At 44.4% G+C, this 25,509-nt stretch carries 21 protein-coding genes and 1 other annotated feature; of the genes, 6 read left to right on the top strand and 15 right to left on the bottom strand.

Annotation, left to right across the window (positions count from 1 at the left end):
- Positions 1 to 125: 125 nt before the first annotated feature.
- From MHH56_RS13735 to MHH56_RS13720, 4 genes are all read right to left on the bottom strand, one after another.
- A complete protein-coding gene (locus tag MHH56_RS13735) occupies positions 126 to 368 on the bottom strand; it encodes an HPr family phosphocarrier protein (RefSeq protein ID WP_076268246.1) in 243 nt (80 codons plus the stop codon).
- Between the two features lie 138 nt (positions 369 to 506).
- Positions 507 to 1,622 carry an aminopeptidase gene (locus MHH56_RS13730; protein ID WP_339208816.1) on the bottom strand — a complete coding sequence of 372 codons (1,116 nt, stop codon included), beginning with the start codon at positions 1,620 to 1,622 and terminating at the stop codon, positions 507 to 509.
- A gap of 35 nt (positions 1,623 to 1,657) precedes the next feature.
- Positions 1,658 to 2,395, bottom strand: coding sequence for a hypothetical protein (locus tag MHH56_RS13725; RefSeq protein ID WP_339208814.1), 738 nt, complete (start codon positions 2,393 to 2,395; stop codon positions 1,658 to 1,660).
- Between the two features lie 124 nt (positions 2,396 to 2,519).
- Positions 2,520 to 4,493: a diguanylate cyclase gene (locus MHH56_RS13720; RefSeq protein ID WP_339208813.1), complete on the bottom strand. Its 1,974-nt coding sequence runs from the start codon at positions 4,491 to 4,493 to the stop codon at positions 2,520 to 2,522.
- Between the two features lie 332 nt (positions 4,494 to 4,825).
- On the opposite strand from MHH56_RS13720, the gene rpsD reads away from it, so the two are divergent.
- Positions 4,826 to 5,428, top strand: coding sequence for a 30S ribosomal protein S4 (gene rpsD / locus MHH56_RS13715; RefSeq protein WP_054028044.1), 603 nt, complete (start codon positions 4,826 to 4,828; stop codon positions 5,426 to 5,428).
- 60 nt (positions 5,429 to 5,488) lie between these two features.
- Here the strand turns inward: rpsD and MHH56_RS13710 are convergent, their stop codons facing one another.
- The 3 genes from MHH56_RS13710 to tyrS form a co-directional block, all read right to left on the bottom strand.
- Entirely contained in the window at positions 5,489 to 7,012 is a 1,524-nt protein-coding gene (locus tag MHH56_RS13710) for a flotillin family protein (protein ID WP_339208811.1), read from the bottom strand.
- Between the two features lie 26 nt (positions 7,013 to 7,038).
- Positions 7,039 to 7,569 carry a protease gene (locus MHH56_RS13705; protein WP_339208810.1) on the bottom strand — a complete coding sequence of 177 codons (531 nt, stop codon included), beginning with the start codon at positions 7,567 to 7,569 and terminating at the stop codon, positions 7,039 to 7,041.
- A gap of 131 nt (positions 7,570 to 7,700) precedes the next feature.
- Positions 7,701 to 8,954, bottom strand: coding sequence for a tyrosine--tRNA ligase (gene tyrS / locus MHH56_RS13700; protein ID WP_339209587.1), 1,254 nt, complete (start codon positions 8,952 to 8,954; stop codon positions 7,701 to 7,703).
- Positions 8,955 to 9,011: 57 nt separating this feature from the next.
- Positions 9,012 to 9,316: a binding site (T-box leader), on the bottom strand.
- A 121-nt stretch (positions 9,317 to 9,437) separates the two neighbouring features.
- Here tyrS and MHH56_RS13695 point away from each other — a divergent pair.
- Entirely contained in the window at positions 9,438 to 12,512 is a 3,075-nt protein-coding gene (locus tag MHH56_RS13695; protein WP_339208809.1) for a transglycosylase domain-containing protein, read from the top strand.
- Between the two features lie 100 nt (positions 12,513 to 12,612).
- Here the strand turns inward: MHH56_RS13695 and MHH56_RS13690 are convergent, their stop codons facing one another.
- Positions 12,613 to 13,572, bottom strand: a complete 960-nt coding sequence (locus MHH56_RS13690; protein WP_339208808.1) for an aldo/keto reductase — start codon at positions 13,570 to 13,572, stop codon at positions 12,613 to 12,615.
- A 224-nt stretch (positions 13,573 to 13,796) separates the two neighbouring features.
- On the opposite strand from MHH56_RS13690, the gene MHH56_RS13685 reads away from it, so the two are divergent.
- On the top strand, positions 13,797 to 14,180 hold the full coding sequence (locus MHH56_RS13685; RefSeq protein ID WP_339208807.1) for a VOC family protein: 384 nt from the start codon (positions 13,797 to 13,799) through the stop codon (positions 14,178 to 14,180).
- A 76-nt stretch (positions 14,181 to 14,256) separates the two neighbouring features.
- Here the strand turns inward: MHH56_RS13685 and acsA are convergent, their stop codons facing one another.
- Complete coding sequence (acsA, locus tag MHH56_RS13680) at positions 14,257 to 15,981, bottom strand: acetate--CoA ligase (RefSeq protein WP_076268238.1); 1,725 nt, start codon at positions 15,979 to 15,981, stop codon at positions 14,257 to 14,259.
- A 241-nt stretch (positions 15,982 to 16,222) separates the two neighbouring features.
- On the opposite strand from acsA, the gene MHH56_RS13675 reads away from it, so the two are divergent.
- Together MHH56_RS13675 and MHH56_RS13670 are read left to right on the top strand one after the other, a co-directional pair.
- Positions 16,223 to 16,858 carry a GNAT family N-acetyltransferase gene (locus tag MHH56_RS13675; protein WP_339208805.1) on the top strand — a complete coding sequence of 212 codons (636 nt, stop codon included), beginning with the start codon at positions 16,223 to 16,225 and terminating at the stop codon, positions 16,856 to 16,858.
- A 163-nt stretch (positions 16,859 to 17,021) separates the two neighbouring features.
- Positions 17,022 to 18,197 (top strand): acetoin utilization protein AcuC, encoded by a 1,176-nt coding sequence (locus MHH56_RS13670; protein WP_339208804.1) that lies wholly within the window; start codon positions 17,022 to 17,024, stop codon positions 18,195 to 18,197.
- A 79-nt stretch (positions 18,198 to 18,276) separates the two neighbouring features.
- Here MHH56_RS13670 and MHH56_RS13665 read toward each other — a convergent pair whose 3' ends face one another.
- The 4 genes from MHH56_RS13665 to MHH56_RS13650 form a co-directional block, all read right to left on the bottom strand.
- Positions 18,277 to 18,975, bottom strand: coding sequence for a 5'-methylthioadenosine/adenosylhomocysteine nucleosidase (locus MHH56_RS13665; protein ID WP_076268235.1), 699 nt, complete (start codon positions 18,973 to 18,975; stop codon positions 18,277 to 18,279).
- Between the two features lie 5 nt (positions 18,976 to 18,980).
- Positions 18,981 to 19,985 carry a catabolite control protein A gene (gene ccpA, locus MHH56_RS13660; RefSeq protein WP_076268234.1) on the bottom strand — a complete coding sequence of 335 codons (1,005 nt, stop codon included), beginning with the start codon at positions 19,983 to 19,985 and terminating at the stop codon, positions 18,981 to 18,983.
- A 140-nt stretch (positions 19,986 to 20,125) separates the two neighbouring features.
- Positions 20,126 to 20,509 (bottom strand): hypothetical protein, encoded by a 384-nt coding sequence (locus tag MHH56_RS13655; protein WP_305953885.1) that lies wholly within the window; start codon positions 20,507 to 20,509, stop codon positions 20,126 to 20,128.
- 188 nt (positions 20,510 to 20,697) lie between these two features.
- Positions 20,698 to 21,135 carry a VanZ family protein gene (locus tag MHH56_RS13650; RefSeq protein ID WP_339208802.1) on the bottom strand — a complete coding sequence of 146 codons (438 nt, stop codon included), beginning with the start codon at positions 21,133 to 21,135 and terminating at the stop codon, positions 20,698 to 20,700.
- 52 nt (positions 21,136 to 21,187) lie between these two features.
- On the opposite strand from MHH56_RS13650, the gene MHH56_RS13645 reads away from it, so the two are divergent.
- Positions 21,188 to 21,718 (top strand): type 1 glutamine amidotransferase domain-containing protein, encoded by a 531-nt coding sequence (locus MHH56_RS13645; protein ID WP_076268231.1) that lies wholly within the window; start codon positions 21,188 to 21,190, stop codon positions 21,716 to 21,718.
- Here the strand turns inward: MHH56_RS13645 and ptsP are convergent.
- Positions 21,715 to 23,457: a phosphoenolpyruvate--protein phosphotransferase gene (gene ptsP / locus MHH56_RS13640; RefSeq protein ID WP_339208800.1), complete on the bottom strand. Its 1,743-nt coding sequence runs from the start codon at positions 23,455 to 23,457 to the stop codon at positions 21,715 to 21,717. The two genes, MHH56_RS13645 and ptsP, sit on opposite strands and share 4 nt — an antisense overlap.
- Complete coding sequence (locus MHH56_RS13635; RefSeq protein ID WP_339208798.1) at positions 23,454 to 25,340, bottom strand: glucose PTS transporter subunit IIA; 1,887 nt, start codon at positions 25,338 to 25,340, stop codon at positions 23,454 to 23,456. The genes ptsP and MHH56_RS13635 overlap by 4 nt, the downstream gene beginning before the upstream one ends.
- Between the last annotated feature and the right edge of the window lie 169 nt (positions 25,341 to 25,509).

Genomic DNA, 25,509 nt, shown 5'->3' with positions numbered 1-25,509 from the left:
CTGTGCGCGTATCCGCCGTCTTCTATACCACTATATTAGACGAAATAGAGCGATTATACAAGGTCAAAACAGAAAAGCACCTCTTCAAAAGTGAAGAGGTGCTTATTCGTTAAAAATATGATCTACTAATCCGTAATAACATTAACATTTAAGTTGTGCTTAGCAAATACAGCAGCCATTGCTGCTTTTGCTTCCTCAGCATCCGGTCCGTGTACATGAAGTTCGTACGCATGTCCGCCTACTAGTGTAGTGAAAAGTCCGAGGATGCTTTTTACATCAATATATTTGCTCTCGGCTTGCAGAACGATGGATGAAGTGAATTGGCTAGCCGTTTGGGAAATTTCTACGATTGCTGCGTTGTTGGACATGGGAGATCCCTCCAGTTAAATTAGTAAAGCTTACCTTTGTCACCATGATAACCCGAAAAGAAGCATCCAGCAAGAGGTAAAATGAAAAACGCTTTATTTTCCATTTATTACATAGGAATACGATTGGAGCGTATTTGCTTATTTGAGGTTTTCAGCATTTAACCCTTCAAGCTCTGGAATGACGAAAACGCCATCTTTGCGAATAAGAACATCATCAAAATAAATTTCGCCGCCGCCGTATTCTGGGCGTTGAATAAGTACGAGATCCCAATGAACAGCAGAACGGTTGCCATTATCCGTCTCATCATAGGCTTGACCTGGCGTAAAGTGCAAACTGCCGGCAATTTTCTCATCAAACAAAATATCATTCATGGGATGCAAAATATGCGGATTAAATCCGATTGCAAACTCACCAATATAGCGAGCGCCTTCATCCATGTCTAAAATTTCGTTCAAACGAACATTGTCATTGCTTTCTGCTTTTACGATTTTGCCGTTTTCAAATGTCAGTGAAATATTTTGGAACGTAACGCCAGAATAGACGCTAGGCGCATTGTAAGTAATCGTACCTTGCACCGAATCGCGAACCGGAGCTGAGAACACTTCTCCATCGGGAATATTTCGGTGGCCAGAGCATTTTTTCGCTCCGATATTCTTAATCGAGAAGCTTAAATCCGTGCCTGGCGATACAATCCGCACTCGATCTGTTTCACTCATCAGCTTCTGAAGCGGGTTCATCGCTGCGTCCATTTTGGCATAATCCAAGTTGCATACATCAAAATAGAAGTCTTCGAAATCTTCCGTGCTCATATTGGCCAGCTGAGCCATGGATGGGCTTGGGTAACGCAAAACGACCCATTTTGTTTTTTTAACGCGCTGTTCGGAATGTACCGGATTTCTATAAATTTGATCGTATAGGCGCATGTTGGCATCAGGAATTCCAGCAAATTCATTCACATTGTCTCCTGAGCGAACGGCGATATATCCTTGCATATTTTTCATCCGCTCCAAATCAAGCGACGACCAAAGCTCCATTTGCTCCTTCGTAGCATGCTTCAGCAAAGTACGAAGAACAGAACGATCGCTCGATTCTACAAACGGCCTGCCGCCCCGCCTTGCAACCTCTTCTATTAAACACTTGGTCAGCTCTCGTTCTGAACCAACCATGTCAATTAGCACATTCTCCCCTGCTTGAACATCGATAGAATATTCGACTAAATTTCGCGCCAGCTTTTGCAATCTTGAATCACGCATGTAAAATTCCTCTCCTTCTAACTTTCGATCATAAACTAATCCATCGTAACACGTTTATGCATCTGCTGAACAGTGTTGCTCAACGCACCGTTAAAGGATTGAAACCTAACTGTCGTGTATCTTGATTCAGAAAATGGACGTTTGTTATAGGTGTACTGAAAGGATGTTTTCTCTTCCATCTTCAGCGGAAGCAGCTTCGTGCGGTCGATAACGAGCTCATACTCCGTAGTCGCCTGCATGGTCGAAAGCATGGCATCAAGCTGGCTGCGCGATCGTGCCAATTCCTCCATCCATTCTTGGTGAAAAGGCTTATCTTTGGAAGGCATGTTTGCTCCAAGCTGATCTAGCTGCTGCCGCAAACGCTGTTCCCATTTCTCCTTTGAAACCTTTGCATTCTCAGTAATCAACAGCGTTACGGTATCCTTATCGTTGCTGCCATTTACGATCCGAACCTCATCATTGGACTGATTCAACGTCTCAAGCACCTTTACTGGATTCCAATGCATCGTTTCCTGACTATTCGTCTGCAATGTCAACTGCTGATGATCCACGACCTTGCCTTCGAACACTTCCGGTTTAAAAGCTAGACCACCGTCTGTCTTTATGCTCATCGACCCTGTAAAATCATATTGATCCGTTGCGGCAAGCCCCGAATAAGACAAAGACAGCCATTCCTCAGGTGAACGATGTTTACCCACATTTCCGCATCCGGCAATTGAGAGCATGAATACAAGCGTGACCACAATTACGCTAATTGCTTTCTCTTTTTTCATATGCTTACCTCCCGTCCAACATGTTCTATAGTAGCGTCCCTAACCTGCAAGCTCATTATTCCAAATAGGAACAAAAAAAAAGGATGCTGCAATCAGCATCCTTCTCTTTACAATGTTCATGATTTTAGTTCTGACCAACAATGATGCAATTTCTTCCATTATGCTTAGCTTCATAAAGTGCCATATCTGCACGATAAAATAATGACTCAACGCTAATTTTCTCATCCTCAAACTTCCATTCGGATACGCCGCAGGATACGGTTACGACAGGATCCGTTTCCATCTCCACATGCACCCGTATTCGTTCGGCGATGCGATACGCTTGCTCAGCCCGAATGCCTGGCAAGTAAATCGCAAGCTCTTCACCGCCCCAGCGCGCAGCAATATCTCCCTGCCTGATCGATCCTCTAATAATATTGCTCACTTGGATGAGTATACGATCACCAACTTGATGTCCATACGTATCATTGATGCGTTTAAATAAATCGATATCTACAAGAATAAGTGAGCCGAATGGATCTTTGCGCTGACGGTTTTGAATTTGTTCATTTAAATAGTGGCGAGCATGCAAGCCAGTTAAGTTATCAGTTATAACCATCCGGCGCACTTCAGCGTGCAATGAAGCATTCGTTACAGCAAGTCCAATGTGCGTGCTCATCACTTGAAGTAATTTATAATTATCGTAGGAGAAGAAGTTTGGCGCTTTGTGTGTAATCAAAATAACACCAACGACCTCTCCATCAACCATTATTGGTGAGGCAATAAGTGATCTTGAACCAGTATTATCCATTAGCTTGGACGTTACAACACGAGTATGCCAGTAATCGGATATAATCATTGGCTCCTTGGTTCGATAAACCATTCCGCAGAACCCGTAATCGGGCAAAAACTGCTCGCTCGTCAGGGATGGAAAATTACTGGACATGACGATGAATTGATTTTTTTCTTTGTTAAGCTGCAAAACACAGCAATAATCCGCATCAAATATCGTTAAAAGCTCAGTGGTAGCAAATTGAAAAATTTCTTTGAGCCTAAGCGACTGGTTTAATCGTTTCGTAAGCTCATTAATTAGTCGCAGCTCATTAATAAGCAGATTAGATTGCTCATACAGCTTCGCATTCTCGAAGGCTGATCCCGCAGTATCCGCCAGCTGCAGGAAGGCAGGCAAGTCTGCTTCATCCCATTTGCCTGGACCTATATACAAACAAAGCACACCATACGCGGCTTGTTTGCCGTTCATTGGAACAGCCAGCCTAAGCGTACCGTCTCTGTCATGCTCCGTAACCGATTTGCCATTCAAAAAAGCCTTGGTGACAAGATCATGCTCCAAGTTTTTGAAAACAAGCGGCTTTACACGCGGATCACCATTTAAGTGGTCCTGCGATAAATACAAATGAACTTCCGAGTTTGGATAAAGCTGTTCCAGGCTGCTAAGCAGTTCTGATAGCACCGATGCAACATCGATTTGATCATAAAGCCGTTTGGCTGCTTGAAACAAAGAATCTCTTCTATTTGCTTCCTGCTCAGCCCGCTGCTGCTGCAAAAGCAAATCCTTGACATAAAGCTGTTCAAACTTATGGTAAAAGCAGCTGCGAAAATGCAATGAGCACATTTGAAGCTGCGCGATGTCCTTCTGATGACCAATTGGAGACACATAAGCAAGAATACAAAAAACAGCACCATCGCCTCGCCTATGAATAGGCACTGCTGCTGTAAATAGACCATCTGCTTCATTATGGCAAGATAAACCGCTGCTTATAACGCTTTGGACAACCTTTGCAAGCGCAGCATTGCGTTTCTCGCCAGCCTCAGCGTCATAAAGACCTTCAGATGAGATCTCTTCCGCTTCATTATTGAATAACACAAATTCACCAGCCTCAAATGAGGCTAATCCTGATGTTTCACTTACCCACTGATTGAAACTGTCTTGGAACAATGGTGATAGCAAGGGCTTGTCCGCATCGCTAATATCTTCGCTGATGAACCAAATCGGTTGTGACTCTGCTGATGTATCCACAATTGTTGATGTTTTACGATATGCAAAATTGCTATTCATTCGATCAACCATGCAGCCCCAACCCTTCCATCTGTCAACCAAGGTGATGAGCTTCCTATTTTCACTTAATATTACAATCATCATACTCCATTTTTGAGAAATTTGCACTACTATGTATTTAAAATATAGGTCTTTCGATGTGTTTCAAACATCATTAAATTTCCTTAGTGAACCTTGACAACAGCTATCTATTTCATATATTATTTATTGATGAATAGATGGGCGTACGGTTTTGTGTCACCCTCATGAAATACGTTCACTATAGGCCAGCGGCTGACTAGCCTATCAGGGACGAGCTTGCTCGAACATTGAACGTATTCGGCGAAACACAACCCCATTCACAAATTTATTTGATGAAGGAGTTAATATTACGTATGTCACGTTATACAGGACCTAAATTTAAACTAAGCCGTCGCCTTGGAATCTCTTTGAGCGGAACGGGTAAAGAACTTGCAAAACGCGCTTTTCCACCAGGTCAACACGGCCCTAACCAACGCAGAAAAATGAGCGGTTACGGCGTTCAATTGCAAGAGAAACAAAAGCTTCGTCACATGTACGGTTTGAACGAAAAACAATTCCGCAACTTGTTTGACAAAGCGGCAAAAATGAAAGGTAAAGCCGGTGAAAACTTCATGGGCCTCCTTGAAAGCCGTCTTGACAACCTCGTTTACCGTCTTGGCCTTTCCAACTCCCGTGCAGGAGCTCGTCAGTTGGTATCACATGGTCACGTAACTGTAAACGGCAAGAAAGTGGATATCGCTTCTTACAGCGTTTCTCTTGGCGATGTAATCGGTTTGCGCGAGCGCAGCCGCAGCCTTAGAACAATTAAAGAAGCTATGGAAGGCCGTCATCACCTTCCGAACTACTTGGAGTTCAACGATCAAGCAATGGAAGGTAAATTCCTTCGTCTGCCTGACCGCGGTGAGCTTTCCCAAGATATCGACGAGAAACAAATCGTCGAATTCTACAGCCGTTAATAAACAAAAAAACCTTGAACCATTTGGTTCAAGGTTTTTTTCTGTTTACACTGCCTTACTTTATTGTTCAGGAAGCTTAATTACAGCAGGAGCAGCAGCAATATCAACCGGCTTGCTAGGTACTGCAGGTAGATTACCGCCTCTATTCGTTAGTCCTTTAATGATTGCATTCACGTCGATTCCCGATACGCTCTTCAGCATCTCCGGAGCAGTAGACATTAATGAAGTCACATAATTGCTTATACGTGCCGCCCCTTCGCCATTCCCTGTATCAACGACAGTAAGCTTATCAATGTTGCCGATAGGATCGGCAATTTTGCCAGCCAGCTCAGGAAGCATTTTTACGATAATATCAAGTATTGCAGCTTCTCCAAATTTCTCAAAAGCTTCAGCTAGCTTTTCTTTTGCTTCCGCTTCTGCTAAACCGCGAAGACGAATAACGTCTGCCTCCGCTGTACCTTTCGCTCTCTCTGCTTCTGCAACAGCTAAACCATCCAAACGTTTCTGGGTAGCATGTGCCTTGGCTTCCGCTTCAATACGGTATTGCAGAGCATCAGCTTCATTAAGAAGCTTCGCCTTGTTCGCTTCCGCCGCTTGTACAACTGCGTAACGGTCTGCATCGGCTTTTTTCTTCACTTCTGCATCATACTGCTTCTCACGACGCAATATTTCTTTTCCTTCCAGATCGATCTCACGTTCTTTACGTACGAGTTCAACCTTCATTTGCTCTTCGACTACGTTTTGCTTAGCACGCGCTTCATGAATCGAATAAGCCTGATCCGCTTCTGCTCTTGCTGTATCTTGATCACGTTTAAACGTCGCGACCTTCATTTCCTTTTCTTTCTCTGCTTCAGCAATGTTGGTATCGCGCACTAGCTCGGCCTTTTGACCGGCCTCAGCAGCGAGTGCTTTCTGAATTCTAGCATCCCGAATCGCTTCAGCTTCCGCAATCTCAGCATCTCTTTTGACTGCAGCAATTCGCGGTTTACCAAGCGCGTCCAAATATCCATGTTTATCGCGCAAATCCTTGATCGTGAAGGAAACGATTTGAAGACCCATCTTCTTCAAATCCTTAGCTGCAACCCCTTGCACCTCTTGCGCAAATTTATCGCGGTTGCGATATACCTCTTCAACTGTCATTGAGCCAAGAATTGCGCGCAAATGTCCTTCCAATACTTCCTGTGCTTCACCCTTGAGCGCTTCGGTAGGCTTGCCTAGAAACTGTTCTGCCGCCGTCGCCACATCTTCAACCGCACCGCCAATTTTAATGATCGCTACACCGTCTGCCATGACTGGTACGCCTTGCTCTGTGTATACCTCCGGCGTCGATACATCCAGCTTATGGGACAATAGCGATAGAAACTCAGCCTTCTGGAATATCGGCAGAATAAACGCGCCTCCGCCTCTAATGATTTTCACTTTACGCCCAGATTCATCCGTGCTCGCATTTCGGGAGCCTAGAAATGATCCCGTTACGAGCATCGCTTCGTCTGGACTAACTGTTTTGTAGCGCGCCCAGAAGGCAAGACCTAATATAACAAAAACGCCAACTACAATAGCTGGTATAACATAAATATCTTCCATTGAATTTCCCCCTTATGCTGCTTTAATTAAGATAGATTTACTTCCGATACATACAAAGTGCTGTCCCTTACCTCAACAACGACAACCTTGGAGCCACTTGTAATTTCAACGCCTTCAAAGCTAGCTGCAATTTGATTCGTAAATCCAGCTCCCACCTTAACCATCACTTCACCATAGCCCTTCGCAGAAATGGGGACCAGCACCTCCCCGAGCTTACCCGACAAATCATTAAGCGAAAAAGCGATTGAATTCTCGCTTTGCTCCATCGGCTTAATGTAGAGAAAGAAAACAGCTACTGCAGCTGTAAGTGAGATGAATAAGGCAATCACCACGATGGCTGTTGAACTAAAGGCAGTGTAGCGTCCGAGTAGGATCCCTGCTCCGCCAAAAGTGGTTATCCCGCCTACTAGCGCAGTCGGCGACAGCCATGAATGACCATCTAAGGATAAAAAATCGAGTGCTCCATCGAGTGCTTGCCCGATCAAATCCCCAAAAATAATACTTACGAGCGCATAAAGGATTCCTCCGACTAGACAAGACATAAATAGCGTCTCCAACTCTCTCCTCCTCCCTTAGTATCCATAACCTGTTAATGCTTCCGTTATTTAATACGTTGAAAACGCTCTTTTGTTTCTAAAAAAATAGAACTTGTTGAATTTTATCATTTCAACAAGCTCTATTATTCCAATTATGTTAATTTAATTTTTATAAATTTACGTTTTCCAACTTGAAGCACGTCGCCATCCTTAGGAGAAATATCCGCATTAATATCAGTTATCTTCTCTTCATTTAGACGCACTGCCCCTTGCTGAACGCTTCTTCTCGCTTCACTGCTCGTTGGCAGCAAGTCAAGCAGAGTGAGCAGCTTCACGATGCGAATTTGGCCATCTTCCAATTGTTCCGCAGCAATCGATACCTCTTCGATATCATCAGGCAGCGCACGTTGTTGAAATACGGTTATAAAATGATTTTCTGCCGCTTTCGCTGCCTCTTCGCCGTGGTACATTCGTACAAATGTCGCTGCAAGCTGCATCTTCGCATCACGAGGATGTACAGAACCATCTGCTAGCCCAGCTTTCAATGCCGCAAGCTCCTCGTTGCTTAAATCGGTAGCAAGCTCGTAATATTTGAGCATAAGCCTATCTGGAATCGACATCGATTTGCCGTAGATTTGGTTTGGCTCTTCATCGATACCGATGTAATTGCCCAAGCTTTTGCTCATTTTATTTACGCCGTCCAACCCTTCGATCAAAGGAGTCGTAATTACGATTTGGCCCGGTTTATTATATTCCTTCTGCAAGGTTCTGCCCATTAACAGGTTAAATGTCTGATCCGTGCCTCCTAGCTCCACATCAGAATCAAGAGCTATGGAATCGTATCCCTGCATCAGCGGGTAGAAAAACTCATGAATGCTGATCGGCAAGCCGCTCGTGTACCGCTTTGTGAAATCATCACGCTCCATCATGCGTGCAACCGTTACTTTCCCGGCTAGATTTACAACATCCGCAAAGTTAAGCGGTGCAAGCCATTCCGAGTTGTAGTAGAGCTTTGTTTGCTGTGGATCTAATATTTTGTAAATTTGTTTTTGGTATGTTTCCGCATTCCGCTTCACATCTTCTTCCGTCAACTGCTTCCTCGTTTCCGATTTGCCGGTTGGATCACCAATTCTGCCTGTAAAATCACCGATAATCAGTTGAACCTGATGACCGAGTTCCTGAAATTGACGAAGCTTGTGAAGAACAACCGTATGGCCGATATGAATGTCTGGCGCTGAAGGATCAAGTCCTAGCTTTACATTTAATGGCTTTCCTGTTGCGACAGCATTCGCTATTTTATTTTTCAAATCATCCTCAGGTACAATCTCCACAACACCGCGGCGAATGACAGCCAGCTGACGCTCGACCTCACTTTTCTGCTCACCACTTAAACTTTCCCACTTCACCATAGAACTTTTCCTCCTTTGTATGCGTCTATATAGACATAAAAAATCCTTCCAGCCCCAAGGGACGAGAAGGATTAGCTCGCGGTACCACCCTCGTTAGAGTACTCCTACCTTTTTTCACATAAAAAAGAGGTACTCTCACTTCGTTGTTGATAACGGAGACGGGCTCCGAAGTGAACTACTACGGCTGATTCGACTGCCCCACAGGCTTTTTTGCCAAAATGTGCAGAGGATTGTCAGTATACGGTTCCTTCACTTAGCTCCAGGCGGTAATTCAACAAGCGGCGCATACCGGTTTCCACCACCCACCGGCTCTCTGAAAGTACGATTCGCTGTCTACTCATGCCCTTCAAAGCATTGATTAGATAAAACATTATTGAATTTATACCATAGCAGTGCTGTGAAGTCAATGCAAGGAAAGAATGCGTTACTTTAGCGATTTATGTTATAATAGGTGTGCTATTTGGAGGAGGAGTCATAGAAATGCAAGAAGATCGTCAACCTGCGCCAAACAAAAGAAGCAAATGGCGTACATTTGGAATCGTAACTTTTATAACAGCTAAATGGATGGTATATTTCGGAATCTTCATCGGATTGCTTGCCGGTGGAGCAGTAACTGGTTATGTGGCCGCGCTTGTGAAAGACGAAAGCGTAAGACCTCGATCCGTTATTTTAGAGAAGATCGGCGAAAATGCCATCACTGGATTTGTTTACTTCAATGATGATTCACTTGTCGGACAGCTAAGAACGTCAGAGGACCGAATGATTATTACATATGATGATTTACCGCCGCAGGTTATTACTGCCGTACTTGGCATTGAGGACAATAACTTTTTGGAGCATCACGGCGTAGACATTAACGGCCTTGGACGTGCAGTAAAGCAAAAGCTTCTAAATGAAGATACGCAAACGGGCGGAAGTACGCTTACTCAGCAGCTTGCGCGACGTGTATTTCTAAGTTTAGACAAAACAGATAGCCGTAAAATTAAAGAAATATTTTTATCGCTGCGCATGGAACGTTATTTAACGAAAGAAGAAATTTTAGCTGCTTATTTGAATAAGGTTCCTTTCGGAAATGGTTCCAGCGGCTACAATTTGTTCGGCATTAAAGCAGCTGCCAAAGGGATATTTGATATTTCGGATCTAAACCAGCTGAATATCGCGCAGTCTGCCTATTTGGCAGGTCTACCGCAAAGGCCTTCTGCCTATACAGCGTTCACAGGTAAAGGTCAATTCAATGAGGCGGGCTTTGAACTCGCGCTTGGACGTCAAAAAACAGTGTTGAAGCGGATGTTCGAGACTGGGCGGATTACTCAGCAAGAGTACGACGAAGCGTCCAAATTCGATATTAGGAAAACGCTGGCTAAGCCAAAAGAAAAAGCCTATACAACCTATCCTTATCTCATGCTTGAAGCAGAACGTCAAGCAGCGGAAATTATGCTCATGGCGCAGGATTCTACTTTAACAAAAGCAGACCTTCGCAAAAAAGAAAATGCTCCGCTTATTGAGGAAGCTCGCGATCATTTGCTACGCGGCGGCTACCATGTCTATACAACCATCGACAAGGATGTCTACCAGCTCATGCGTGAGATTGGCACCAATGATGAGAATTTCACGCCATATAGCGAGAAAAAAGGGCTGGAGCAGATTGCTGCGATCATGCTCGATCACAAAACTGGCGCTATTGTGGGAATGCTTGAAGGCCGAGACTTCTATGAGGAGCAATTAAACTATGCCACTCAGATGACAAGGCAGCCAGGCTCAACGATGAAAACATTGGCGGCTTACCTTCCAGCTATTGAAATGGGTATCATTCAGCCCGCGAGCATAATTGACGATGCTCCAATTGTCCTGAAAGATGGCCAGAAGGGTTTCCATATCCCAATGAACGTAAACCGTAAGTTCGCGGGTCTAGTAACGGCGCGTGAGGCATTAAACCGTTCCTTGAACTTGCCTGCTCTGAAAATTTTCAATGAGGAAGTCAAAATTGAAAATGCGTGGGAGTTCGTTAAAAAGCTAGGCATTACAACGCTGCAGCCGCAAGATGCTTATGCACAAACCGGTGTAATTGGCGGTCTAAGCATCGGCGTATCGGTTGAAGAGCTTACGAATGCATACGGCTCGATTCCGAACAAAGGCGTTTTCAATGATGCTTATATGATTCAAAAAATTACAGATGCAAACGGAAAAATTGTATATGAACACAAGCAGGAACCAAAACGAGTGTTCTCGGAGCAGAGTGCCTTCTTGATGACAGATATGCTGTCGACTGTTATTTCAAGCAAGAGCGGTTCTGCTAACAAATTGAAATCACAATTCGATAAGTACGGTGAAATTCCTATTGCCGGTAAAACAGGCTCTACACAAAGCTACGGTGACGTGTGGTTTATGGGCTTCTCGCCAGATATCACGCTAGGCGTGTGGGCCGGTTATGAGGAACAGGTCAACTCCCTATCCGAAGTCGGCAAAACGCGTGCTCGTTCCATCTGGGCACTCATTATGAATAAGATGGCTGAGAAGAAGCCGGGAATTTTTGTAACCAAAGAATTTGAACGTCCATCCGGCATTGTCAAAGCTACGGTGTCAAGCGCTAGCGGCTTGCTTCCAAGTCAATTAACGAAACAAGCAGGCATGCTTGTTACTGACTGGTTTAACAAGAAGGATATACCTAAGAAAACAGATGACGCGCTCGTGAAGATGGCTTATATTTCCTTCAATGGCGTTAACTATGTTCCGAACCCAGCTACTCCTAGCGATATGATTAAGGAACAAATCGTTATTAAACGTAAAAAACCACTGGATGTTCTTATGGATGAAATTAAGGCAGCACAGCAGAAACTTCCGGCTAGCAGTCGTCGTCCACTTGATATTTACCTTCCAGCTGATGCAGAAAACAACGCGCCGTCTAAACCAGACCCTCGCGTTGACGATGGAGCAGCTCCACCGCCTCCGGCAAGCGTTAAGCTGCAATCGTCGGATGGCGTGCTTATATTGACATTTAATGATAGTACTGCTGCTGATGTCGTTGGTTACCGCGTGTACCGTTCGGTTAATCAAGGGCCTTATGAGAAGCAAGGGGAATCCATTGTTGTCGGTGCAGACAAACGTATGAAAGTGTATGCCTCCAATGCTCAAAACTACACTTATTACGTAACAGCGGTTGATGTTGTGGGCAAAGAGTCAGCACCTAGTCAAATAGTACAATATGGCAGCACACCGAGTACCCCTCCACCGACAACAGGTGGAGACAACTCAAGCGGAAATGGAAGTGGAAATGGTTCTGGCACAACAACAGCACCTTCCACACCAACTGGCTTGCAGGCTGCGAAAACAGATCTAAGCGTACGATTAACTTGGGCGGCTAACAGTGTGTCAGACCAAGTGACGCAATATAATATTTACTACAGTGCAAACAACGATGGTCAATATTCCAAGATCGGATCAACCTTGGAAACAAGCTTTGAGTATGTTGCGCCGCTTATCACAGGTTCCTTCTATATAACCTCTGAAAACGCGAAAGGCGAGTCATCACCATCCTCCAAGCAAACGATCAGCTAGAGGTAAACGAAATAGGCAGCAGCCTCTCACGGGGCTGCTGCCTTTTCTTTTGGGAATTTACTATTTAGAAAATGAATATAAGAGCAGCATTCTATGATTATCAAATGACATAAGATGAATCCGTTTCAAACAAACGGCTTATTTGCTCATGATCTTCTCTGGATAGACGCCATTTGGTTGCAGCCGTATTTTCCTCCAGCTGCTTAACCGTCTTCGCACCAGCGATCACACTCGATATTTCCTGCTTATACAATAACCAGTTGATAGCTACCTGGCTTAACGGTTTCTCGATGGCTCTAGCAATCCCAGTAAAGGTTTCGACGATGACAATGTTTTTAATAAATTGTTTATCCGAAAATAAAGGATTAAGCTGTGCGCGAACATCCGTTTTGGGCAGCCTTGTCAAATAATTAAATTTCCCCGTCAACAATCCCTGGGCTAGCGGACTATAAGGAATAAAACCGATTTTTTGCTGCTTCGCATAGGGTAACGCTGCATGTTCAACATCGCGCTGGAACAAATTATAGGGCAGCTGCAAAGATACAATATTGCTAACGGATTGTGCTGCAACTAATTGCTGAACGTTAAAGTTTGAAACGCCGATATTTCTGATTTTCCCTTCAACTATGAGTTGATTTAACGTTTCAAACGTTTCTTCAATCGGTGTTTTGCCGCTGGGATCAGGAAAATGTACTTGATACAAATCAATATAGTCCGTATTTAATCGCCGCAGGCTCTCCTCTACCTCACGAATTATATTTGCTTTAGATACATTTATACTAAACTGCCCTTGATCGTTCCAGATGAGGCCAGCTTTTGTTGCGATAATGACATGCTCCCTTACGGGCTGCAGCACTTTACCAAGCACTTTCTCGGAATGTCCCAGCCCATAGGATGGAGCGGTGTCATAGAAGGTGATCCCTTGTTCATACGCACGACGAATGACAGCCTCAATCTCGTTATCATCGACTTCTCCCCAGCCTGCTTTCCCAGCAGCCCAAGCTCCGAACCCGATAACGGATGGATAAAGCTCGCTATTGCCTAATTTTCTCTTATCCAACAAGCGAACCTCCTTTACTTAATTATTCCTACCCGATTACTTGGAACTATCATAATTATAAATGTGTCTGCATGAAAGTCAACCCATTTTTTTCAAAATGAACCAGCTGCTTAACTACGACTCGACAATTATGACTTGACAACTGTTTTCCATCTCCTTATGATAAAAAGCATTCATTATTGCGATAAAATTCCATATTCCCGATTAGGAAGGAAATAAAAACAATGACTAAAAGACGTATTGATCATGTTGGCGTTATGGTAAAAAATATTGATGCTTCTATTTCTTTTTATACTGAAATTATTGGCTTTGAGCTTAAAGGAAGAACGCCTCATACGAATGGAATTATTGAGCTTGCCTTTCTTGGCTTTGGTGGTTCCGACGAAACCGAATTAGAATTAATTCAAGGCTATAATGACAACCTTCCAAGTGAAGGCAAGGTGCATCATTTTGCAGTGACAGTAACTGATGTCCATGCGGAATTTGAACGTTTAAAGCAGCTTGAAGTGACCTTTATCGATGAGAGCATCACTGTACTGCCGAACGGATACCAATACTTTTTTGTAAGCGGACCTGACGGTGAGCGAATCGAGTTATTTCAGCGTTAATAATTGCTCGAATAAAGCACGAAAAAGAGGATGGCCCCTGATCTGATCAGGAGCCATCCTCTTTTTTATATTTTGGTTAGTCTTCAATTGTGGACAAATCGCCCGTTGGCAGGTTCAGCTCCCACGCTTTCAGCACACGACGCATAATTTTGCCGCTTCGTGTTTTGGGAAGCTTATCCTTAAACTCAATTTCTCTTGGTGCCGCATGGGCGGATAAACCTACTTTTACGAATTGTGAAATCTCAAGCTTCAGTTCATCCGAGGCCACATAGCCTTCACGGAGCGCAATAAAAGCTTTAATGATTTCTCCACGCATCGGATCTGGTTTGCCGATGACGCCCGCTTCTGCTACAGCCGGATGCTCAACCAGCTTGCTCTCAACCTCAAACGGGCCTACTCTCTCGCCTGCTGTATTGATTACATCATCGATACGGCCTTGGAACCAGAAGTAGCCATCTTCGTCCATATAGGCGGAATCTCCAGAGATATACCAGCCTTTAAGATAAAAATATTCCTCATACTTAGAAGGATTATTCCATACCTTGCGCATCATGGATGGCCAAGGCACATGTATTGCTAAATTGCCCATACGATATGGAGGCACCTCATTGCCGCTATCATCGATAATAGCAGCTTTCACGCCTGGCAACGGCTTGCCCATCGATCCTGGCTTAATATCCATACTTGGATAGTTGCAAATCAATTGGCCGCCTGTCTCCGTCATCCACCATGTATCATGAATGCGTTGGCCGTAAACCTTCATTCCCCATCTTACGACCTCTGGGTTAAGCGGCTCGCCTACGCTTAGAACATGCCGCAAGCTTGTAAGATCAAATTGCTGTGATATTTCGTCACCTGCACCCATTAACATACGGAATGCCGTAGGTGCGCTATACCATACCGTAACGCCGTATTTCTGAATGACGCTATACCAATCGCTTGGGCTAAAGCGTCCGCCTCGTATGACGTTTGTAGCGCCGTTAAGCCACGGTGCAAAGATGCCATAAGAAGTGCCAGTAACCCAGCCTGGATCTGCAGTGCACCAATATATATCGTTTTCTTTCAAATCAAGTACTATTTGACCCGTATACATATGCTGAATCATCGCATTTTGTACATGGTAGACACCTTTTGGTTTGCCGGTTGAGCCGGAAGTATAATGCAAAATGAGACCATCCTCGCGCTCCAGCCATTCAATCTCAGCCTCGTCGGACGCTGCAGCCATCTCTTCTGCAAAATCAACAATATTCTCTTCCTTCGCTAAATCCTTGCCGAATACGATTACATGCTTTAAATTCGGCAGCTCATCTCTCTTAATTCTTTTGAGAAGAGCAGGCGTTGTAATAATAGCAGTAGCTTCGCTATCCAAAAGTCTGTCCTTTACCGCTGTCTCCATGAATGCTTCGAATAGCGGACCAACAACCGCGCCGACCTTCAAAGCACCAAGCGCGCTAAAATAAAGTTCAGGCGTTCTCGGCATAAAGATGAAGACACGCTCGCCTTTGGAAATGCCAAGCTTGCGCAAGACGTTTGCAAAACGATTGGATTGTTTGCTCAGTTGTTCGAAGGTGTAGGATTCATCCCGCTCACTATCGCTATAGTAAAGGGCGATTTTATCGCCTTTTCCTTGCTCGACATGACGGTCAATGGCCTCATACGCCATATTTACTTTTCCAGTTGTGTACCAGCTAAATTGACTTTCGATTTGACTCCATTCAAAGGAATTAATCGCTTCTTCATAATTCGGTAAGTTCGAATTTTGCGCAGTCGCTGGAATTCGTTCTTGATGTAAGTTGATCATACTATCACTCTCCCATCAAATCTGTGTTTCTACTTTGTAAGAATACGCTTTCAAAACGAAGTCGTAACTTGAGGCAAACAAGCCGACAACAACTCGCGCATCCCATGATCTTAAACCGCCAAACTTATTATAACATAACCTTTTTCTATTCGACTACGCTTTTCATTTAGTAAAATGTTTGTTATAAAGAGTAATAGAGGATTGTGTTAAGCAGCAATTTAACAGCAAAGGGGGGGCAGCCTTGGAACATCGAAAGCGTTTGCAGCGAGAGCAGCTCGTTTTGGACGCAAGTCGTGAACTTATTTTGGAAGGACCAGTACCGCCCGATCAGTTAGCCAACATGACGATGCACAAATCGCTGGATGCATTCCGCAGACCAAACGAGCAGCATGTTGCGCTAGTTGAAATTGCCGGCCTAGAAGAAGGAAGAATTATTTTAGCGCGTGAAGGCTCGGTTATCGTTGGATACGTTACCTTCCACTATGCAGACGAGCTTGAGCGCTGGTCAGAAGGCGGAATGACGGATTTAATCGAGCTCGGCGCCATCGAGGTTGCAGATGATTATCGCGGCCTTGGCTTAGGAAAACGAATGATTCAGCTCGCCTTCGCCGAGGAGCAATTAGAAAATATGATTGTATTTACGACAGAGTATTATTGGCATTGGGATCTTGAGGGCACGAAGCTAAATGTGTGGGATTATCGTAAAATGATGGAAAAATTGATGCAATCCGTCGGAATGATTTGGTACGCCACAGATGACCCCGAAATTTGCTCCCATCCCGCGAATTGTCTTATGGTGCGTATCGGCACAGAGGTCCCGCTAAGCTCGGTAGAACATTTTGACACAGTACGTTTTCGGCAGCGCTTTATGTATTAAGCTTTTGCTTACGATGCTGGTTTGCTTCGCAAACCTAAGTTTATGCTTACGATGCTGGTTTGCTTCGCAAACCTAAGTTTATGCTTACGATGCTGGTTTGCTTCGCAAACCTAAGTAACGCTTACGATGCTGGTTTGCTTCGCAAACCTTTAGGAGGATAGGAATGGCTTCTGACTCTATTTTCATCTATCATTCGGATACTAGCGGATATAAATTCGGTGAGGAGCATCCTTTCGATCCGCTGCGGCTTGCTCTAACGATCGATCTGCTCAAAGAAGTTGATGCTTTGTATGATGAGGATATCCAGCCTCCTGCAGTGTATTCCGAGGATGAGCTGTTGTCACTCGTCCATAGAACCGACTATTTGGACGCTGTTAAACAATTGAGTGAAGCCGAAATCAATGATAACAGCGTACTTGCACAGCAGTTTGGACTACATACAGAAGACACTCCTTATTTCCCTGGCATGCACAAGGCAGCTATGTCCATCGTCAGAGGCTCTGTGACGGCCGCTGAGCTTGTTATGACGGGCCAAGCCAAGCATGCCTACCATCTTGCCGGAGGATTGCATCACGCCTTCCCTGACCGCGCCTCAGGCTTCTGTGTTTATAATGATGCAGCAGTCGCTATTAAGCATATCCGTCAAACGTATGGTGCAAAAGTGCTTTATATTGATACGGATGTCCATCACGGGGACGGTGTTCAGTGGGTTTTCTATGACGATCCAGACGTATGCACCTATTCGATCCATGAAACGGGAAAATTTTTGTTTCCAGGTACAGGCTACGTGCACGAAAAAGGCACAGATCATGGTTTTGGCGCTTGCTTTAACGTGCCGTTAGAACCGTACACAGAGGATGAATCCTGGCTGGAGAGCTTTAATATTACGTTGCGCAAAATCATTTCGGCCTTCAAACCAGATGTCATTATTAGTCAGCACGGCTGCGATGCTCATGCCTTTGACCCGCTCTCTCACATTCATTGCAGCATGCGTATATATGCTCAAATCCCTGCTATCATACATGAATTAGCCCATACCTATACCGATGGCCGCTGGATTGCGTTAGGCGGCGGCGGTTATGATATTTTCCGCGTCGTTCCACGAGCTTGGTCTTTAGTATGGCTTACAATGATTGATCACCCTATTGCACATGCGATTGCAGCTGGTGAAGAAGCTAGGCTTCCAGATCGCTGGTTGAGCCATTGGGAATCCATTAGCCCTCACAAGCTCCCTACGCATTGGATGGACGATCCCGAAGATATTGAGCCTATGCCTAGACGAATCGAAATTACGAACAAAAACAGAATGATGCAGCAGATCGTTATTCAAGATCTGTAATCCAATTACAGCATCAAGCTCGCACAAAAAAAAGAACCAGTTCCGATGTTGGCATCAGAGCTGGTTCTTTTTATTTCGTTTAAATATTTTGCATGATATCATCAATAATTTGATAAGAGTTGTTGGAGGCGATTACCGTAAACTCTGGAAAGTTCACATGAGCCGATCCATCCGCTTTGTCAGACATCGAACGAATAATGACAAATGGTGTATTATTCATATCACAAACTTGAGCAACTGAGGCGCCTTCCATCTCCGCGCATGCGCCTTGCAGCTTCTCGTGAAGCAGCTTGACCGACTCGCGGCTGGCAATGAATTGATCGCCCGACAGCACTTTGCCCTGTATGCTGCGTCCTGAGAATAAACGATTGCTAGCTGCAGAAGCCAGCTCAATTAATCTCTCGTCTGCAGGAAATTCTGATCTTGGATGAAAAGGAATCGTTCCAAGAGCAAAGCCTAGTGGTGTACAGTCCATATCATGCTGGACACAACTCGTCGAAACGACGATATCTCCAATGTTAAGCTGCGGATCAACTGCACCAGCAACGCCGGTAAACAGAACGCAATCAGCACCGAGATCAAGTAAAATTTGCGTACAAACCGCAGCATTTACTTTCCCTACACCTGATTTGCAATAAATGATCGTTTTGCCATGAAGTGTGCCTTCATAATATGTAATACCTGCTTTAGTAACCTCAGACACTACGTTTACATGCTCATGCAGCAATTCAATTTCTTCAGCCATAGCGCCAATAATTCCAATTTTATTAAACGACATTTCTTTTATATTCCTCCAACCGATTGGCGCACGATAATCTCATGCGGCAGCACAACTTTGGATTGATCTACATTTTCTTTCTTCATCAGCTTTGTCAGCAAACGCATCGATACCGCGCCAATATCATACATTGGCTGTGCTACAGCTGTAAGCTGTGGACGAACCATAGATGCCATACGGCTGTTATCAACACTAATGACAGATATATCATCCGGTACTCTTAAGCCGGAATCCTGAATGCTGTGAATTGCGCCGATCGCCATTTCATCCGTTGCGGAGAACACAGCTGTCGGACGCTCGTCCAGCTCAATAAAATATTTCATCGCTTCTGCGCCTGATTCATAACGGTAGTTGCCCGTACGAACTAAAGCATCATCATAAGCGATACCTGCTGCTTCAAGTGCACGCTTATAGCCTTGGAATCTTGCATAACCAATGGATGGATCTTGCAGTGTTCCGCTGATCATTGCAATTCTTCTATGTCCTTGCTCATACAAGTTTTGTACAGCATCGAACGCAGCATCCTCGTGGTTGATGTCAACAGACGGAATTTGTCCGCTCTCATCGGAAGTTGCACAAAGTACAATCGGAACATTAGCCGTCTTAAATGCTTGCAAATGCTCTTCCGTCACTGCCCCGCCCATAAATAGCAAGCCGTCTACTTGCTTCTCAAGAAGTGTATTGATAACACGGATTTCTTTGTCTTTTTTCTTATCCGCATTACACAAAATAATATTGTAATGATACATATTTGCGATATCTTCAATTCCGCGTGCTACTTCAGCAAAAATAGCATTTGAAATATCAGGAATAACTACGCCCACCGTCGTTGTTTTCTTACTTGCCAAGCCCCTTGCTACGGCATTTGGACGATATCCTAGTCGCTCTATTGCTTCATATACTTTTTTGCGTGTTGCTGGTTTCACATTGGGATTATTGTTCACAACCCGAGAAACCGTAGCCATTGATACTCCTGCTTCTCTTGCTACATCATAAATGGTTACCGTCACAGTGTTTCTCTCCATTAGCTCAGATTTTATAATTACGCACGACGCATATTAACGTTATCATACGACAAAATATTTCTTTTCGCAATGTTGACGCATGTTTCACTCATCTGCACGGCTTGTAAAATCAATAATCTGAGCTTCTATGTAAGCAACGTTCGACGGCTTATTTGCTCAAGTCTCTTTTTCAAATCCAAAATCCATGCTTCATCGTTAAGCGTTTGAGCAAGCAAATACAAATCAAGTAGCTTATTGATTCTCTGCTCAACCAGTCTCTCGAATCCAATGCGATCCGTCTGCTGTTTGTCTGCCTTTGCCTCTACCAGAATGCTAGCCCACTCGTTGCATTCATTAAAAAGGAATGTCTGCTTGTCTGGTTGAGCCCCCAATTGTGCTATTAAACCTGATAAATCAGGTTTTACTTCCGGAAATACTTCACTGCGATTGCAGGTTGTGCAAGAATATATAGGAACGTTATCGATCTCAACCTTCCCTGAGTAAATAACTGTGCGCAGTTTCATCTTCATGATGTCGCCACAATGACAACTCTTATGCAAAGTGGTCCACTCCTTCATAGTAGCAGCTATCGTAACAACCATAGCTTTCAGAGTAATAATGTATAAATGATTCGACTATTTTCGCACAAATTCCTGCATGCACAACCTTGTAATTTTTACTACTAAAATCACACTCAAAATTGAACACTAAATGCTAGTTATGGCGCAACTTTTCTCCACATTTTCCTTACTGGCGGCACAGCTGCAACAATCGTCCAAATCGCTGCTCCGATAAGATCATTCCGCACATCCATAACGTCCGGCATTCTGCCGCCAACAAAAGACTGATGATATTCATCTGTAATTCCATATAAACCACAAATAAGTACAATAACGACCTTCATCCAAAATCGGTCGCCCCTCTTGCCAATGCCGTAGTCTATCGTAAGTGCAAGTATGAAGTAGGAAACAAAATGGCCCCAATTAAAACCTTCCATAAAGGGGAAAAACTTTTGAAAGAAAGGGAGAAAGGTATTTATCTCATCACCTGTTCTCGAAGATAGCGCAAATATAACAGCCATCCATGCAATAGCCGGCAAAAAGCGCAGCAGCCTAACGTATGAAAATGGTTTAGAATAACTCTCCGTTTGCTTCATTGTTTCTCCTTCGTTACAATAATAGAGATCTTTACTAGATGGAGGGAAAAATATGCCGTTACAAAATAAAACCGTCATCTGCTTGCTAGACGACGAATTTGAGGATTTGGAGCTATGGTATCCCGTATATCGTGCGCGTGAAGCTGGTGCGACCGTTTTATATGCTGGACCTGAGAAAGGTAAAACACATATCGGAAAATACGGCGTGCCTGCAGTAGCTGATTTGTCATTTGATGAAGTAAATAGCGAAGACATTATCGGTTTATTGGTCCCAGGCGGCTGGGCACCTGATAAGCTTCGCCGTTATCCTAAAGTTCTCCAGCTCGTACAAGAACTGAATGCCGCTGACAAACCGATCGGCCAAATCTGTCATGCGGGCTGGGTACTCATCTCGGCGAAAATATTGGAGGGGCGCAAAGTCACTTCAACACCAGGCATTCGAGATGACATGGAAAATGCAGGAGCGACATGGTTCGATGAAGCCGTCGTTGTTGATGGAAATCTCATTTCCGCACGCCGTCCGCCCGATCTTCCTCCTTATGCAAAAGCGTTTGTAGATGCACTAGTACAGCGAATGGGTTAACCATTCGCTGTTTTTTTGTCCAAGCGCTCCATAAAACCAGTTAGCTGCTCTAATATTTCTGTACTTGTACGGCAATGATGCAGCTGCTGAAATACCTCATGGCTTTCTTCTTGTGAAGTGAAGAGCAGCCTTTCCTTGATGGGCAAAATCGAATGTGAAGACATGCTCAGCTCATCTACATCAAGGCTTAGCCATATCGGCAGCGCTCTTAGATCCCCTGCAAGCTCACCGCACACGCCAACCGTAATCCCGCTTCGTTTTGCCGCTTCCACCGTCATGCGCAGCATTCGAATGAGCGCTGGATGGTAAGGCTCATACAAGTGTGCGATTTCCTCATTCATACGATCCACAGCTAACGTAAACTGTACCAGGTCATTCGTGCCGATACTAAAGAAATCAACCTCTTCCGCGAGTAAATCAGCGATCATAACTGCGGCAGGAACTTCAATCATAATTCCGATCTTCATCCCTTTATCATAGGGATACCCCGCTGCTTCAAGCTCAAGCTTCGCTTCGTTTAATACTGCATTTGCAGCACGTACTTCATCGACAGATGAAATAAGCGGATACATAAGCTTTACTTGACCGTAATGACTTGCCCGCAAAATAGCACGAAGCTGCGTTTTGAACAAATCTTTACGATCCAGCGATATCCGAATGGCTCTGTAACCTAGGAAAGGATTGTCTTCCTCTGGCAGGTCAAAATAATCGAGCTGCTTGTCACCGCCGACATCCAGCGTTCTGATGACGAGCGGCTCACCCTCAAGGCGTTCGGCTACGCTGCGATATACCTCAAACTGTTCTTCTTCCTTTGGAAACCGATTTCGATCCATGTACAAAAATTCCGTGCGGAACAGCCCAACCCCATGCGCCCCGCTCGACATCGCAATTTCCAGCTCTTTGTAGGAGCTAATATTGGCTGCAAGCTCCAGCCTTTTGCCATCAGGCGTTACCGGGCGATGACCTGCAATGCCGTGCAGTCTTTTTTTCGCTTCCGATTGATGGGAGTGCAGCTCAGTGTAATAGTCAATAACTTGCTGAGCAGGATCGATAAACACAGTGCCGTCATTACCATCAATAACTAGCGTTTGCCCTGTTTGAATAGGCTCAACTAACCTCGTCTCTACACCAACAACAAGAGGTACGCCGAGCGCTCTAGCCATAATAGCTGAATGTGAAGTTTTGCTGCCAGCAAGAGTCACAATGCCGAGCACATGCTGCGGATTAATATGTGCTAGCTGAGAAGGAGACAACTCCTTAGCAATCAATATAAATGGCTGCGTATCTGAAGGCAGTGTAATTTCTGGCGCTCCCAGCAGATGCTTCAGCAATCGATTGCCCACATCCTTAATATCTAGCGCCCGTTCTTTCATGTACTCATCGTCAAGCAGATCAAACATCGTAACAAAATGATCAATAGCTTCCTTAACAGCAACTTCAGCCGCTTTGTACTGGCGTTGGATAATACCTTGGATTTCATTCATAAAGACAGGATCGTCCAAAATGGCTATATGAGCATCGAATATATGTGTTTCCTCTGAACCGACAACATCTCGCAGATCATCTTTAATCTGTTCAATTTCAGACTTAGAGGTACGAATGCCTTCGTATACACGTTCGAACTCGCGGGCAAAATCAGCTACATCGATTTTTTGCTCCGGTAACTCCCATTCCCAATTCGGAAGCACAAACGATCTCCCAATCGCTATGCCTGCTGACGCCCCTATTCCTTGAATCATTGTGTTTCCCCTCCACCGTTTCTCTCTTTAAGTACAACAGACAATACCGAGGACTGCCCCTTTTTCACCGCTTTGAAAGGTGCAAATCGCCATGAGTGAACAAGATCAGAATTTGTTATGACCATAGGAGTAGCAAGAGATTTGCTCTCCTTTCGAACACGCTGCAAATCAAATTTTATAAGCATCATGCCTGGCGTAACTTCGTCCCCTTCTTTAACGAGCGCATTAAAATACGCTTTGCCAGCCAGACGCGAAGTATCTATGCCTATATGAAGCAGAACTTCCAACCCCTCAGGAGTAAGAATGCCGATCGCATGCATCGTCGGATAAATATGCATCACCTTGCCCTTAACCGGCGATACAAGCTCTCCTTTCTCCGGTATAAATGCGACGCCTTGTCCGACGAGTTTGCCCGCAAATATCGGATCAGGCACCTCATCAAGAGGAATCATGCGGCCTTGCATCGGCGAGTGGAACAAAACTTGTGCTTGATCACGATGAATGGTCTTGATCATTTCTTCACGAATAAGTTCGGAATACGTGCCAAATACGACCTGAACATGTCCACCGCCTAATTTGATTACACCTGCAGCGCCCAGATTTCGAAGCGCATTTATGTCGAGCAGCTTATCGTTGGAAACTTTAAGCCGCAGTCTTGTAATACAGGACTCCATCTTTTCTATATTTTGTTTACCACCAATGGCTTGCAAAATAAGCGGTGCACGATAAGGGATATCGCCTGCCCATTCATCAAGCTGTGAGCCTTCCTCACGACCTGGTGTCGGAATCCGAAATCTTCGTATCGCCCAGCGAAACAAAAAGTAATAAACGAAGCCAACAACGATGCCGATCGGAATGATTAACCAACCTCGTGTTGCCAAATGCTCGTTGATAACATAATCTATGGCTCCTGCTGAGAAGGAGAATCCGTGCTTAATGCCAAGCTCGTAAGTAACCCACATGATAATGCCTGACAATATCGCATGGACGACGTATAAATACGGAGCAACAAACAAAAATGCGAACTCAACCGGCTCAGTAACGCCAGTTAGAAATGACGCAAGCGCTGCATACATAAACGTTTTCCGAATTTTCGGCTTTAAATCCTCGCGCGCTTCGTGAATAATGGCGAATGCGATGGCTGGCAAAGCGAACATCATCGTCGGATAAAGTCCAGCCATAAACGAGCCGGCAGTAGGATCGCCAGCGAAGAAACGCGGAAGATCGCCATACACCATCTGTCCTGAAGCTGTTTCAAAGCTGCCAATTTGAAACCAGAATACATGGCTGACCAAATGATGCAAACCGAATACAACCAAAATCCTGTGTACAAATCCGTATAAAAATACACCGAAGCCGCCACCCGATTCAACAATTTCACCCAGATTTATCATCATGCTTTGTAAATAAGGCGCAATATTGATCATAGCTATTGAGAACAACAAACTAACAACACTTACAAATAACGGTACAAACCGCGGTCCGCCAAAAAATTGTATGTATTCCGGTAATTTTAAGCTTTTAAACCTCTCATGGCTCACGCCTGAAATAATTCCTATAAGTGTACCAATGAGCACGGTTGGTTCAATCGGCACCTCTGCCGACCCTGTAATACCGCTATAAATAGCCATACCTACAAGAGCAGCCATCCCTGCTGCGAGAGCATTACCCGTTAAGCCTAGTGAGATGCCAAGCGCAAAAATATATGGTAAATATGTAAAAATCGTTTCGCTTGCAGCTAGTAAATAGCCTTCCATCCCTGGAAGGCCAAAGTAATCCCATGGCAGCTTGCTTAAACTCAAAAATATAGCCGCACCTGGCAGAACAATCATCGGCAGCATGAATGCTCTACCAAGCTGCTGCAGGCTCCCAATGAAAACCATCTTGCACCTCCTTAAAGTTTTGCGAAGCAAAACTACTTCGTAAGCATTTGCTTAGTTTTGCGAAGCAAAACTACTTCGTAAGCATAAGCTTCAAGTTTTGCAAAACAAAACTAACTCCGTAAGCATTATTCAACACATCTATATCGATGTTAAGCGTTTGCTGCGTTTT

It is taken from the genome of Paenibacillus sp. FSL K6-3182, assembly GCF_037976325.1.
In the GTDB taxonomy this organism is placed as follows: Bacteria; Bacillota; Bacilli; order Paenibacillales; family Paenibacillaceae; genus Pristimantibacillus.
Note: the sequence above shows the minus strand (reverse complement) of the source record. Positions and strands in the feature narration are given on the sequence as shown.